Source organism: Curvibacter gracilis ATCC BAA-807 (assembly GCF_000518645.1).
GTDB lineage: Bacteria > Pseudomonadota > Gammaproteobacteria > Burkholderiales > Burkholderiaceae_C > Curvibacter > Curvibacter gracilis.
Genome location: NZ_JADZ01000022.1, coordinates 87,757 through 100,787 on the forward strand (window position 1 = coordinate 87,757; position 13,031 = coordinate 100,787).

Annotated in this window: 10 protein-coding genes; 4 read left to right on the forward strand and 6 right to left on the reverse strand. The window is 67.5% G+C overall.

Translation table 11 applies throughout. The annotated features are described in order from the left end of the window. Nucleotides 1-43: 43 nt before the first annotated feature. Entirely contained in the window at nt 44-670 is a 627-nt protein-coding gene (locus tag L880_RS0116745) for a TetR/AcrR family transcriptional regulator (protein ID WP_027476655.1), read from the reverse strand. 89 nt (nt 671-759) lie between these two features. On the opposite strand from L880_RS0116745, the gene L880_RS0116750 reads away from it, so the two are divergent. Beyond that, nucleotides 760-1,215 carry a DUF6130 family protein gene (locus tag L880_RS0116750; protein WP_043329730.1) on the forward strand — a complete coding sequence of 152 codons (456 nt, stop codon included), beginning with the start codon at nt 760-762 and terminating at the stop codon, nt 1,213-1,215. A gap of 143 nt (nt 1,216-1,358) precedes the next feature. Here the strand turns inward: L880_RS0116750 and L880_RS0116755 are convergent, their stop codons facing one another. After that, entirely contained in the window at nt 1,359-2,246 is an 888-nt protein-coding gene (locus L880_RS0116755) for a LysR family transcriptional regulator (protein ID WP_027476657.1), read from the reverse strand. Between the two features lie 97 nt (nt 2,247-2,343). Between L880_RS0116755 and L880_RS0116760 the strand changes: the two genes are divergently transcribed. Both L880_RS0116760 and L880_RS0116765 read left to right on the forward strand, forming a co-directional pair. Then, on the forward strand, nt 2,344-3,546 hold the full coding sequence (locus tag L880_RS0116760) for an MFS transporter (RefSeq protein ID WP_027476658.1): 1,203 nt from the start codon (nt 2,344-2,346) through the stop codon (nt 3,544-3,546). 509 nt (nt 3,547-4,055) lie between these two features. Next, the gene (locus tag L880_RS0116765) at nt 4,056-5,258 is read left to right on the forward strand and encodes a porin (protein ID WP_051443372.1); all 1,203 of its coding nucleotides are present in this window, start codon (nt 4,056-4,058) and stop codon (nt 5,256-5,258) included. Between the two features lie 353 nt (nt 5,259-5,611). Here L880_RS0116765 and L880_RS0116770 read toward each other — a convergent pair whose 3' ends face one another. Together L880_RS0116770 and L880_RS0116775 are read right to left on the reverse strand one after the other, a co-directional pair. Continuing rightward, nucleotides 5,612-6,454 (reverse strand): NADPH-dependent oxidoreductase, encoded by an 843-nt coding sequence (locus tag L880_RS0116770; protein WP_027476660.1) that lies wholly within the window; start codon nt 6,452-6,454, stop codon nt 5,612-5,614. Nucleotides 6,455-6,483: 29 nt separating this feature from the next. Beyond that, nucleotides 6,484-8,697, reverse strand: coding sequence for a rhodanese-like domain-containing protein (locus L880_RS0116775; RefSeq protein ID WP_027476661.1), 2,214 nt, complete (start codon nt 8,695-8,697; stop codon nt 6,484-6,486). Between the two features lie 179 nt (nt 8,698-8,876). Between L880_RS0116775 and L880_RS0116780 the strand changes: the two genes are divergently transcribed. Beyond that, on the forward strand, nt 8,877-9,878 hold the full coding sequence (locus tag L880_RS0116780) for a tripartite tricarboxylate transporter substrate binding protein (RefSeq protein WP_027476662.1): 1,002 nt from the start codon (nt 8,877-8,879) through the stop codon (nt 9,876-9,878). Between the two features lie 16 nt (nt 9,879-9,894). On the opposite strand, the gene L880_RS0116785 is transcribed toward L880_RS0116780, so the two are convergent. Both L880_RS0116785 and L880_RS0116790 read right to left on the reverse strand, forming a co-directional pair. Continuing rightward, a complete protein-coding gene (locus L880_RS0116785; protein WP_027476663.1) occupies nt 9,895-11,937 on the reverse strand; it encodes an acetoacetate--CoA ligase in 2,043 nt (680 codons plus the stop codon). Between the two features lie 8 nt (nt 11,938-11,945). Then, nucleotides 11,946-12,932: a Bug family tripartite tricarboxylate transporter substrate binding protein gene (locus L880_RS0116790; protein WP_027476664.1), complete on the reverse strand. Its 987-nt coding sequence runs from the start codon at nt 12,930-12,932 to the stop codon at nt 11,946-11,948. Between the last annotated feature and the right edge of the window lie 99 nt (nt 12,933-13,031).

Sequence of the window (13,031 nt, forward strand, 5' to 3'; positions counted from 1 at the left end):
CGGGGCTGGCGTTCAGAACGTCGCCGATGGCGGGGCCGCACCGCTAGGCCTGCAGGGCCAACATGAATTGGTCGAGCACAGCCAGGCTGTCTTCCAGGGCCCGTTGCGGCTCGCGGCCCCAGCTGGCGAATTGTCCGTCGATGTGCATGCGCGCCAAGCCATACACCAGCGCGCGCAGGCCCAGCACGTAAGCGTCCAGCTCGCCTGGCCGAAGTCGGCCTTGCTCCGCAGCCTGCTGCATCAAGTCGCGCATGCCCGCCCGCAAACGGTCGTTGCGGTCACGCAGCCCGGGGCTGTCGTAGTCGATCATGGCCCGGGTGGACACCACCTGGAAATGAGCCGGGTTCGCGAAAGCCCAACGCAAAAAGCCTTCGCCAATGGCACGGAATGCTGCCAGGGGATCATCAGGCGCTGCCTGGCGCTGGGCCTCGCCCACCGCTTGCAACAAGCGATCCTGCGCCTCCTCCGCCACGGCGGTCAGCAAGGCGGTGCGGTTTTCGAAATGCCGGAAAGGCGCCCCGGGCGACACACCCACGCGTCGTGCCACCTCGCGCACGCTGACGGCCTCCAGGCCCTGTTCTTCAACAAGTTGCAAGGCGGCAGCAATCAGTGAGCGCCGCAGATCGCCATGGTGGTAGGCGCGTTCATCGGGGCTGGTGGGTGACGGCATCGTGGGGTTCTTCGTGGTGTGTGATCAATGATTACATGCTACATTCTCCAAAATGTAATCACTGATTACTTCAATTTCACGGAGTGCCCATGCCAAGTCTTCTCATCGCCAGCCGGCTAGCAGTTCAGACCTTGATCGGTCTGGCAGTCATCGCAGCCTGCCAGTCCCGCAGCGCCGCCCACGAGACAGAGGCCCCCCGAGCGGAGCAGCCGGCCGCGCAGGCCCCCGTTGCAGCACCCCGGCTGCGGGTCGATGCGCCACTGGCGGGCCCGCTCACACGCGGTGTGGTGGTGGTTCCTTTCCAGGCCGAGAACCTGCAGATCGCTCCGGTCTATGGAAGCGCTGCCGCCAAAGTGGTGCCACGCATCGGTCACCTGCACCTGACCGTGGACAACGCGGCCTGGCACTGGGTACAGGCAAGCCCCGACCTCATCGTGCTCCAGGGGCTGGATGCGGGGCCGCACACCCTGCGCATCGACCTCGCCGATGCCCAACATCAGGTGCTGCACAGCCAGACCGTGGGCTTTACGGTGCCGCAGCACTGAGACCTGCCCTGCCGGGTGGGTGATGAGGCCGGGCGACGCACAGCCCGGCAGCAACTGAGGCTGTCCTTGAGCCAAGTTCAGGTCTGCGCAGGGTTGGCCGCGACATCAGCGCAGCCTCGCCGATGACCGCCCGGGCGCTTGAATCAGGGGGCCATGCGCTGCGCCAGAAAATCCAGAAAGCACTGGATCCGCGCCGAGAGCTGCGTGTTGCGGTAGTACACCGCATGCACGGCCTGCAGGTGTTCGACCGTGTCCTTCACCAGCAGGGGGACGAGGTCGCCGCGTGCGAGATCGTCGCGGGTCATGAAATCGGCCAGGCAGGCAATGCCTTGCCCTGCCAGCGCAAGCTGGCGCACGGTCTCGCCGCTGGAGGCCTTGATGCTCGGCCGCGTCAGGCAGGTGTCGCCCTGTTCGCTGCGCAAGGGCCAGTGGTTGAGGCTTTCCGGCTGCGTGAAGCCGAGCAGCCGATGGTGGCGCAGGTCGGCCACCTGTTTGGGCCGCCCATGCGCTTCGAGATAGGCCGGTGACGCAAGCACACGCAGCCGAAAGCTCCCCAGAGCACGGGCATGCAGCGTCGAGTCCTGCAGCGTGCCGATGCGGATCGCCACGTCCGTGCGCTGCTCGATCAGATCGATGATGTTGTCACTGCTGTGCAGCTCCAGCTCGATGTCGGGATAGCGTTCGCAAAACGCCCCGACCAGGGGCACGACCACATGCAGCATGAAGGGCGAAGCCGCGTTCACGCGCAAGCGCCCTGCCGGACGCTGGTGGCGAGAGGCCATCTGATCTTCCGCCGACTCCACCGCATCGAGGATGCTGCGCGCGTGCTGAAGAAAGACTTCGCCTTCTTCGGTCAGCTCCAACTTGCGTGTGGTGCGCCGCATGAGCGTGGTGCCCAGCTTGCGCTCCAGCCGGCCCAGGGCGCGGCTGATGCCGGAGACGGTCTGTTCGAGCTGTTCGGCTGCCGCCGTGATCGAGCCGCTGTCGATCACGGTGGTGAAGGCCTGAAGTTCTTCGAGGCTGATTTTCATTCTTGACTCCGAATCAAGAGAATTCTGCCTGATACCGGCTTTATCGGAATCAATCGGCTCTGGATACTGCGCGCTCCCCATCTTGATAGGAGCCCCCATGCCACTTGCCCTGCTCGCGCTGACCCTCAGCGCTTTCGCCATCGGGACGACCGAGTTCGTCATCGTCGGCCTGATCCCCACCATCGCAACCGATCTGGCCATCGGCCTGCCCTCTGCCGGCCTGCTGGTCAGCCTGTATGCGCTGGGCGTCGCTGTCGGCGCACCGGTGCTCACCGCCCTGAGCGGCAAGCTGCCACGCAAGAAGGTGCTGCTGTCGCTGATGGCGCTTTTCACGCTGGGCAACCTGATGGCCTGGCAGGCGCCCGGCTACGAGACCTTGATCGCGGCCCGCGTGCTGACCGGTCTGGCGCATGGGGTGTTCTTCTCGATCGGCTCGACCATCGCCACCGGCCTGGTGCCCAAGGAAAAGGCCGCCAGCGCAATCGCCATCATGTTCACCGGCTTGACGGTGGCGCTGGTCACCGGTGTGCCGCTGGGAACCTTCATCGGCCAGCATTTCGGTTGGCGCGCCACCTTTCTTGCGGTGTCGGTGCTGGGTGTGATCGCCTTCATCGGCAGCCTGCTGTTCGTGCCCAGCCAGCTTCGGCACACCCCGCCGGCGTCCCTGGCGCAGCAGGCCCGTGTGCTGGCCGAGCCGCGCCTGCTGCTGGTCTACGCCAAGACCGCGATCGGCTACGGGGGCAGTTTCATTCCCTTCACCTTTCTGGCACCGATCCTGCAGGACATTTCGGGCTTCACACCCGGCGCGGTGGTCTGGGTGATGTTGGTCTATGGCGTGTCCGTGGCCGTCGGCAACCTATGGGGTGGCAGGCTGGCCGACCGCCAGGGGCCGATTCCCGCGCTGCAGATCATCTTCGCCCTGCTGGCCGCCGTGCTGCTGGCGCTGACCTTCACCGCGCCACACCCCTGGCTTGCGGTTGCGACGGTGTTGCTGTGGGGCGCGGTGGCCTTCGGCAACGTGCCCGGGCTGCAGGTCTACGTGGTGCAGCAGGCCGAGCGCGTTGCCCCCCACGCCGTGGACGTGGCCTCGGGCCTGAACATCGCCGCCTTCAACCTCGGCATCGCGGGCGCCGCCTGGGCCGGCGGCTTGATCGTCACCCACCTCGGCTTGATGCACACGCCGTGGATCGGTGCGCTGGTGGTTCTGGTGTCACTGGGGCTGACCTGCTGGAGCGGCGCGCTGGATCGGCGCGGCGGCGTGCCGGTGCGTTTCAACGGTGCACGCCCGACCGCCCATTGAGCCTCGGGCCTCGCCCGAGGGCGATGGAGCGAGAACCCAGGCCCTGAATGACCCATGGCCCTGAGGCAGGTCGACGGATCTGACGCGGGCTTTTGCGTGGGCCTGCTTCGGACCAGGCACCAGCCAGCACTGTGGCGTGCCGGCGACAGGCGATACGAATATCGATATTCAATAAATACCGGCGAATACATCATTTCATTCGCCCACCCGATACAACACCTTCGAGCATTTTGAAATCATATGCAAAGGTGCTCCCCGAAGGGCATGCGGACGAATATCCGGCACTCACTTCCATCCACCGATGTGCGCCGACAATATTTTTCAATGCATCTTCGAATTCCTGATATGGCCTGAACCGAGCCCTCTCTAGAGTGACAACTTCAAACCCGGACAGTGGCCCATGACCGAAATAAGTCGGCGGACGTCACCTGACCACCCCCGTTATCGGGGTTCGGGCCTTGAAATCACTTTTCACCTCGATTCACCTATTAACTCATTCAGGAAAACCCATGCAGATTCGATTTGTCCGCTCAGCCCTTTCCACCGCCGCCGTGCTGACCCTGGCCCTGGGCGCCAGCGCCCACGCCCAATCGTCAGTCACCCTGTTCGGTGTGGTCGACCTGGCCTTTGAAAGCGTGAAGAGCAATGCCGGCCGCCAAAGCGGCATCGCGCCCTCGGGCAACACCGCCAGCCGCCTGGGCTTTCGCGGCACCGAAGACCTGGGCGGTGGCCTGGCTGCCAGCTTCTGGCTCGAAGCCGCGATCGCGGCCAACAGCGGCATCGGCAGCAGCGGCACCACCACCAACAACGGCGCCACCTCGACGGGCGCCGTGGCCGCCGGTGGCCTGACCTTCAACCGCCGGGCCACCGTGAGCCTGTCGGGCAACTTCGGTGAAGTGCGCCTGGGTCGCGACATCGTGCCCAGCTTCTGGAACTACACCGTCTTCGATCCCTTCGGGGCCGGCAGCGTGGGCGCCATCATCACCAACTACACCGGTGCGGCCACCACCTTTGTGCGTGCCTCCAATGGCGTGAGCTACCTGCTGCCCAGCAATCTGGGGGGCTTCTATGGTCAGGGCACCGTCGCCTTCGGCAACCAGGCCAGCACCGCCACCCAGACCAACAGCGCCGGCACCACGGTGGACTCGTCGGAGAACGGCCGGTATTACGGCCTGCGCGCCGGTTATGCCAAGGGCCCGATCGACGTGGCCGCCGCCTACGGCCAGACCAAGTACATCAACAATGGCGCACAGTCGTTCGGCAACGCCACCAACAGCCTGGGCGCGTTTGGCAGCTTCGGCAACTACACCGACACCAACTTCGGCGGCTCGTACGACTTTGGCGTGGCCAAGCTGCTGGCCACGGTGTCGCAGCAAAAGTACAACGACTTCATCAGCCTGGGCAACTCCAAGGCCGTCAAGGGTTGGTCGCTGGGCGTGAACGCACCGGTGGGTGCGGGCAACGTGCTGGCCCAGTTGAGCAGCGCCAAGCTCGACAGCGCCGGCAAAGCCAACAAGTTTGCCGTGGGTTATGTCTACAACTTCTCGAAGAGCACCGCGGTGTACGGCACCGTGGCACGCGTGAGCAATTCGGGTGGTGCCAGCCTGAATGCGGCCTCGTTCAGCTCGGCCGGCTTTGGCGGTGTGAACGGTGCGGCCAACGTGAACGGCTCGTCCACCGGTATTGACGCCGGTATCCGCGTGCGCTTCTGATCACCTTCAACAGCGCAGTCACGCAAAAGCCGCCACCTTCGGGTGGCGGCTTTTTTTCGCCTCCAAAAAAAATCCCCCGGCCATAGACTGACCGGGGGATTCAACTGACGAAAGTCAGAGCTAGGAGACATCGCAAAAGCGCAGGCGGCTTTTGGGGCCCACCGAAACATTTTCCTCAAAATAATCCGGCCCTGCGCTCAATGGATATTCTGCCCGGAATGGAAAATCAGGTGATTATCATTTTGCATATCCATTGTTGGAGATAATCAGCCAGCACTCAACCATGCGAATGCCAGACATAAAAAAACCCGGCACCTGGCCGGGTCCAAAGGGCAGCCATCGAGCACCCGGCTTCAGGTCAGCTCAAACCCCTGCCAGGTGATGAAGCGGCGCAGATGATCCCGCCCCGACAGGCTTTGCGGCCCGGCCACACGCTGGCTGGCCTGCTGCGACCAGGGCACCGGGGGCAGGCCCTGATCGCGTTGAAAGGCCTGGATGGCCTGGTCGTACTGCGGCACCTCGCGGGCCTCGGCCTCGGCGCTGTAGTGCTCGTGGTGCAGCACCACCGACTGGGCCAGGCGCGGCTTCACGGCGGCAGGCTGGGCCGGATCGGGGTGACCCACACACAGGCCGAACAACGGAAACACATGCGCCGGCAGCTTGAGTTCGGCCGCCACTTCGGGGGCCCGGTTGCGCAAGGCACCGATGTAGACGGTGCCCAGGCCCAGAGCCTCGGCGGCCACCACCGCGTTCTGGGCGGCCAGCGAGGCATCGATGCTGGCGACCAGAAACTGCTCCAGGTATTGGTTCGCATCCGAGGGCAGGCCCAGGCCCTGGGCCACGCGGTCCAGGCGCGACAGATCGGCCAGCCAGACCAGGAACAGCGGCGCCTGGCGGATGTGGGCCTGGTCACGCGACCATTCCGACAGGCGCGCCTTGCGCTCGGGGTCGGTCACCGCCAACACACTCCAGGCCTGCAGGTTGGACGAGGTGGGAGCCGACTGGGCGGCCGCCACCAGGTGGGCCAGCGTGCCCTCGGGCAGGGCATCGGGCAGGTAGGCCCGCACCGAGCGGTGGGCCAGCAGGTGTTGCAGCACTGCGGTGTTGGCCCCTGCTGGTGGCGTGGGCAGTGCGGCCTGGGCGTTGGCATAGCGGGCGGCCAGCGCCGGGTTCAGGTCATAGGGGTTCTGACTCATGGGTTCTCCGGTGGGTGGTGTGAAGTGGGTCAGGCCGCAATCAACTGGATGCCGATGTCGCCTTCGCGCTCCAGCTGGGCCACCAGGCCCAGCTCCCAGTCCAGATAGGCCTTGAAGCCCGCATCGCGCTGGGCCAGGTCGGCATGGGCATAGGGGCTGTACCAGTGGTCGTCGTCCCCCGTCAGCACGCCATCGGCACCACTTTGCAGAGGCAGGCCGGCAGTGGCCCAGGCCTCGGTGCCTCCGGCCAGGCTGCGCACGGTGCGCGTCGGCAGGCGGTGTGCCAGCTCGGCCGCCACCGTGGCGGCCAATACACCGTCGGGCGAGGTGATGACGATGGCGCGGGTGTCGTCGGCCGTGCCCACAAACTCGTGCAGGCGGTCGGGCACGGCAAAGCGGGCGCCGGGCAGATGGCGACGCTCGTGGTCGGCACGGCGGTCCACGTCAAAGACCAGCACCTCGCCCTGTTGTTGCCAGGCCTGAAGTTGCAGGGGCGACAGGCGCGCCGCAGCGGGCTGCGAGGCCAGCACACGCACCGGCTCGGGGCCGGTCACCGTGGTGGCCTGGGCGGCCGGGCTGTACACGTACACCTCATGCCCACCCAGCTGAGCCAACCAGGCGGCGGTGGTGAGGGCGCGCACCCCGTCCCAGTCGGCCAGCACGATGCGGCTGCGTCGTGTGCCCACGTACTCGTCGGTGGCCTGCACCAGCTGGCCCCCGGGGGCCCAGCGCCAGCCTTCGAGGTGGCCGGCCTGGTATTCCTCGCGGGTGCGCACGTCAAACAGGTACAGCGAGCGCTCGTGGCGCTGGCCCTGCAGGCGGGCCAGGCCCGCTGCGTCCAGCCGCTGCACACCGGCGCGCTCGGCCACGCGGGCGGCCTGCTCACGGGCCTGGGCCAGGCCCTGGGGCGAGGGCTCGGGCAGGGCCGTGCTGCGGCCCTGGGCCAGGCTTTGCCCGGCCAGCAGCCAGGCCATGGTGCCGTCCTTGAGCGACACCACGCGGTTCGGGATGCCGGCGTCGATCAGGGTCTGGGCGCCCACGATGCTGCGCGTGCGCCCGGCGCAGTTGACCACCACCAGGGTATCGGGGTCGGGCGCCAGCTCATGGATGCGGTAGACCAGCTCGGCACCGGGCAGGCTGTGCGCAAAGGGCAGGCTGAACTGCTTGAACTCTTCAGGGGTGCGGCTGTCCACCACCACCAGGTTCTGCCCCTGATCCAGCGCCTGGCGCAGGCCGGCCACGTCGATCCAGGGGGTGTGCTTGTCGTGCTCGATGACCTCGCCAAAGGCCTTGCTGGGCACGTTGGTGCCCGTGAAGATCTCCAAGCCGGCGGCGGCCCAGGCCTCGGTGCCGCCCTCCAGCACCGACACCTGGGCATAGCCCAGGCGCACCAGCTTGCGCGCCGCCTCATGGGCCAGCGATTCGTTGCCATCGACCAGCACGATGCGGGTGCCGCGGCGCGGCACCAGGCGGTCGATCAGCAGCTCCAGCCGCCACAGCGGCGCCGAGGCCGCCAGCAGCAGGTGGCCGTGGGTGTAGACACCGGTTTCACGCACATCGAGCACGGCGATCTCTTCGCCGTCGCGCAGGGCCTCGCGCAGGGCGGCCGGGCTGATCAGGGGGTGGCGGATCAGGGCCGGGGGCGCAAAGGTGCGGTAGCTGCCGCCGCTGCGGCTTTCGAACACCACGCGCCCGGGCAGGCGGTCCAGGCCCAGGCCGTAGAAGTGCAGGTGCAGGCCGGTCTCGGCCCCCACCAGCTCGATGGTGTGCACATCCGTGGGTTGCAGGGTGATGTAGCTGCCAGGGGCCACGTCCACCGTGCGGATGGGGCTCAGGCTGTCACGCGCCGGGTCGGCCGTGGGGCTGCGCTGGTAGAGCACGTTTTCTTCGTGGCCCTGGATGCCGGCGATGATGGCCCAGGTGGTGTGGTCGTGCGGCGGCTGGGCCTTGCCAGGCTGGCCGGCCGACACGTACAGGGCATAGTGGCCATCCAGGTCTTCGTACAGGCGGTAGACCCGGGCCGGGGCCTCTTCGCTGAGTGGAAAGTGCGCCTCGGGGAACAGCTCGCGGCGCAGGCCCAGCTGCGCCAGGGCCTGCGCCACCTCGGCCAATTGGGCGTCGCTGGCCTGCCCAGGGTCGGGCACGGTGCGGCGCGCATGGGCAATGAAATCAAGCACCGCACGGGTGCGGAGGCTGGCGAGGTCAGTGCCGCTGAAGTCGAGGCTGAGGTCGGTCTGGCTCATGCGATGGGTCTTTCGGATGCTGGGGTCAAAGGCAATGTTGCGGTTGCTTGAGGCTAAAAGCGCCCGACGCCCTGCCCAAGGAATGATTTCGGCTAACCATATGTACGCCTTGCACGCATATGGTTAGCCGAAGAACTTCGTTCACGGTTCGACCCGGCCTGCCTAGAGTGGCGCCCACCATGCACGCCACCCCCACCCTGCCCCGCCGCAGCCTGCTGCACACCCCTTTGATCCTGCTGGCCACCCTGGGCCTGTGTGCTGCAGCGGCAGCGGCCGAGCCACCGGCCTTCCCGAACCGGCCCGTGCACATCGTGGTGCCCGTGGCCGCCGGCGGCAGTGCCGACAAGCTGACACGCGCCCTGGCCGAGAAACTGACCGCCCTGTGGGGCCAGCCCGTGGTGGTGGACAACGTGCCGGGTGCCAGCGGCAACATCGGTGCCGCCAAGGTGGCCCGGGCCGCCCCTGACGGTTACACCCTGCTGCAGCAGGGTGAGGGCCTGACACTGAACAACATCCTGTTCACCGAACTGCCCTACGACGCCAACAAGGCCTTTGCCCCGGTGATCAAGGCGGTGGTGAACCCGCAGATCCTGGTGGTGAACCCGAACAGTGGTCTGAACACCTTCGCCGACTACCTGGCGCGCGCCAAGGCCCAACCCGACACCCTCACCCTGGGCCTGCCCGGCAACGGGGGCATCGCCCACGTGGCGCATGAGATCCTGAGCCAGGAGACCGGCGCCAAGGTGCGCTACATCCCCTACTCGGGTGGAGCCCCGGCGGCGCTGGACGTGCTGGCCGGCCACACCCAGGCCACCCTGATCACGCTGGCCGCCGTGACCGAGCATGTGCGCAGCGGCAAGCTGCGCGCCCTGGCGGTGACCACCAGCTACCGCTCACCCGCCCTGCCCCAGGTGCCCACCATGGCCGAGGCCGGCGTGCCGGGCTTCTCGGTGGAGAGCTGGCAAGGCTATTTTGTGCCCGCCGGCACGCCCGCCGCCGTGGTGGCACGCCTGAACCACGATATCGACGCCGCGCTGCACTCGCCCGAGCTGCGCAGCAAACTTGAGGACATGGGCTTCAAAGTGGCCGGCGGCAGCGCCGCCGACCTGGCCGCCAGCCTGCAACAAGAGCGCCCGCGCTACAGCCGGGCGATTCGCACGGCGGGGATTTCGCTGCGCTGAGGGGCGCCCCCAAACCTCAGGCCAAGGCGCTGCGTTGGCTCAGGTGGCGGGCCGCGAACTCGACAAACCAGTCCAGGCTCTCGGGCTGTGCCAGTGCGTCACGGCGCACCACCTTGTCGGGCGCATGGCCGAGCATCAGTTTTTTGACGGGCAGCTCGAGCTTCTTGCCGGTGATGGTGCGCGGAATGGCTGCCACCTGCACGATGTCGTCGGGCACATGCCGCACCGACAGGCCTGTGCGCAAGGCCTGGCGGATGCGCTGGCGCAGCGGCTCGTCCAGCGTGAGGCCGGGGCGCAACTGCACGAACAAGGCCATCCAGGACGGCTGGCCCAGGTACTCCAGGTCGACCACCAGGCTGTCGGCCACCTCTTCGAGCTGCTCGACCACGCGGTACAGCTCGGCCGTGCCCATGCGCACGCCCTGGCGGTTGATGGTGGCGTCGGAGCGCCCATAGATCACGCCGCCGATGGCCTCGGGCCGAGGCACCAGGCGCAGCCAGTCGCCATGGCGCCACACCGGTTGGCCGGCCGCATCCTGGAAGGTGTCGAAATAGCTTTCACGCAGGCGGCTGCCATCGTCGTCGCCCCAGAAGTACAGGGGCATTGAAGGCAGCGGGTTCACACAGACCAGCTCGCCGACCTCGTCGATCACGGGCCGGGCCTCGTCGCTCCAGGCCTCGACCCGGGCGCCCAGCGTCCGGCATTGCATCTCGCCCAGGTACACCGGCAAGGTGGGCAGGCCGACCAGAAAGCCGCCGGCCAGGTCGGTGCCGCCAGAAACAACGTTCAGCCAGAGGTCGGGCTTGACGGCGCTGTACAGCCAGGCGCAAGCCTCGGGTGACAGCGGCGAGCCGGTGGAGCCCACGGTCTTCAGGGCCGACAGATCGGCAATGCGGGCAGGCATGACGTCGGCCTTCATGCACTGCTGGTGGATGGCCGCGCCCGCGCCGAAGAACTGCACCCGGGTACGCCCGGCCAGGCGCCACAGGTGGCCCCAGTCGGGCTCGGGCCCGGCGCCGGTCACGCTGCCGTCGTACAGCACCACGGTGGCACCGCCCAGCAGGCTCATGATGTGAGCGTTCCAGACCATCCAGGAGGTGTTCACCGCCCACAGCACGCGGTCGCCCGGGTGCAGGTCGTTGTGCAGCACCATGTTGACCATGGCATTGGCCAGCACGCCGCCATGACCATGCACGATGGGCTTGGGCAGGCCGGTGGTGCCGGAGGAATAGAGGATCCACAGCGGGTGCTCGGGCGGCAGCGCCTGCGGCCGCAGTTCGTGCTCGCCCGCCACGGCCTGCGCCCAGGGCAGCCAGTGCAGAGGGGCCGCAGTGGGCGGGGGCTCGGCCTGGGCATCCAGGTGCGTCACCCAAAGCACAGCCCGCACGCTGGGCAGGCCAGCCAGGATCTCACCCAGGGCGGCGCGCCGGTCGAAAGGTTTGCCGGCAAAGCGGTAGCCATCCACCGCCACCAGCACCTTGGGCGCGATCTGGCGGAAGCGGTCGCCCACGCTCAAGGGCCCCATGTCGGGCGCGCACAGCGTCCAGACGGCCCCCAGGCTGGCAGCGGCCAGAAAGGCCACCAGCGTCTGCGGGATGTTGGGGAGGTAGCCCGCCACGCGGTCGCCCTCGCCCACCCCCAGCGCGCGCAGGGTGGCCGCCACCGAGGCCACCTGGCGCCGCAGCTCCGGCCAGCTCAGCTCCCCCGCGCCCATGGCTTCGCTCTCGTAGACCACCGCCGGTGTGGCCAGCGCCGTGTGCCGCAGCATCTGCTCGACAAAATTGAGCCGCGCCCCCGGGAACCAAGAGGCGTTCGGCATCTGCGAGCGCCCCAGCATGCGCTGCGGCGGCGGGTCGAAGCGCAGATCGAAAAACTGCAGGATGGCAGACCAGAAGCCCTCCGCATCGTCGACCGACCAACGCCACAGCGCTTCGTAATGGTCGAAACGCAGGCCGCGCTCACGCGCCAGCCAGGCTTCAAAGGCGGTGATCAAGGCCTGTGATCGACGTGCTTCATCAGGCACCCACAAAGGGACGGCAGCAGGCAAGTGGTCTGTCATGGTGATTTTCAGGATTCCGAAGTGAAACCGATTTTCTTGATGTTGCCGCGCCACATCTCTGTCTCGGCACGCAACTGGGCCGCCAGCTCGCGCGGGCCCAGGTAGCGCGGGGTCATGCCAAAGTCGGCCAGGCCACGGGCAAAGTCGGCCTGGCCGACCACGGCACGGGCCGCCTCGGCCAGGCGCTGCACCACCGGTGCGGGCGTCTTGCCCGGCAGGAACAGGCCGAACCATTCGGTCATGTCGAGTTCGTAGCCCTGTTCACGGTAGGTGGGCAGGGCGGGCATGAAGCTGCTGCGTTCGTTGCCCGACACGGCCAGCAGACGGATCCGGCCCGATTTGAGCTGCGGCAGAAAGCTGCCCAACACCGAGGAATAGGCCGCCAACTGGCCGCCCATCAGGTCCTGCAGGCCCGGGGCATCGCCGCGGTAGGCGACGTGGGTCAGCTCCACGCCGGCCATCAAGCCCAGCAGGCTGCCCACCAGATGGGGTGTGGAGCCGGCGGCAGGCGAGCCAAAACTGGCCTTGCCCGGGTTGGCCTTGGCCCAGGCGATGAAATCGGGGACGCTGCGCACGCTCTCCGGCACCGCCGGCCCCACCGCAAAGGCAAAGGGAAACGAACAGACCATGGCCACAGGCAGCTGGTCGTCGGGCCCATAGGGCAGCTTGCGGTAGGTGAAGGGGTAGATGCTGAAGGGCGCCGGCGGCGACAGCAGCATCGTCAAGCCGTCGGCGGGCGCCTCCTTGAGGGCTGCCACCGCGATCTGGGTGCCTGCACCGGGCTTGTTGTCCACCAGCACCTGACCCGCGTAGCTGCCACGCAATCGGTCGGCCACCCGGCGCGCCACGTTGTCGGTGCTGCCCCCAGGCGGAAAGCCCACCAGCAGGCGGGCCAGTTCGGGCTGCTGGGCCCAGGCGGCATGGGGCAGGCCGCCCAGCAGGCCAGAGGCGCCCAAAAGGCCCAGGCGGGCGGTGAATTGACGGCGGGTGCTCATGGTGTTGTCTCCTTCGGCAGGGGTCTGGTGGGGTGCCCGGGGTGCATGGCTTCTCGAAGCGGAGGCCTTGCCCCGGCCACTGCGAATGTGCCCCAGGGC

Excerpts from the sequence above, each read along its gene's own strand:
- L880_RS0116760 (WP_027476658.1), top strand. The coding sequence starts at position 2,344 with ATGCCACTTGCCCTGCTCGCGCTGACCCTCAGCGCTTTCGCCATCGGG.
- L880_RS0116755 (WP_027476657.1), bottom strand. The coding sequence starts at position 2,246 with ATGAAAATCAGCCTCGAAGAACTTCAGGCCTTCACCACCGTGATCGAC.
- L880_RS0116750 (WP_043329730.1), top strand. The coding sequence starts at position 760 with ATGCCAAGTCTTCTCATCGCCAGCCGGCTAGCAGTTCAGACCTTGATC.
- L880_RS0116785 (WP_027476663.1), bottom strand. The coding sequence starts at position 11,937 with ATGACAGACCACTTGCCTGCTGCCGTCCCTTTGTGGGTGCCTGATGAA.
- L880_RS0116790 (WP_027476664.1), bottom strand. The coding sequence starts at position 12,932 with ATGAGCACCCGCCGTCAATTCACCGCCCGCCTGGGCCTTTTGGGCGCC.
- L880_RS0116780 (WP_027476662.1), top strand. The coding sequence starts at position 8,877 with ATGCACGCCACCCCCACCCTGCCCCGCCGCAGCCTGCTGCACACCCCT.
- L880_RS0116765 (WP_051443372.1), top strand. The coding sequence starts at position 4,056 with ATGCAGATTCGATTTGTCCGCTCAGCCCTTTCCACCGCCGCCGTGCTG.
- L880_RS0116745 (WP_027476655.1), bottom strand. The coding sequence starts at position 670 with ATGCCGTCACCCACCAGCCCCGATGAACGCGCCTACCACCATGGCGAT.
- L880_RS0116775 (WP_027476661.1), bottom strand. The coding sequence starts at position 8,697 with ATGAGCCAGACCGACCTCAGCCTCGACTTCAGCGGCACTGACCTCGCC.
- L880_RS0116770 (WP_027476660.1), bottom strand. The coding sequence starts at position 6,454 with ATGAGTCAGAACCCCTATGACCTGAACCCGGCGCTGGCCGCCCGCTAT.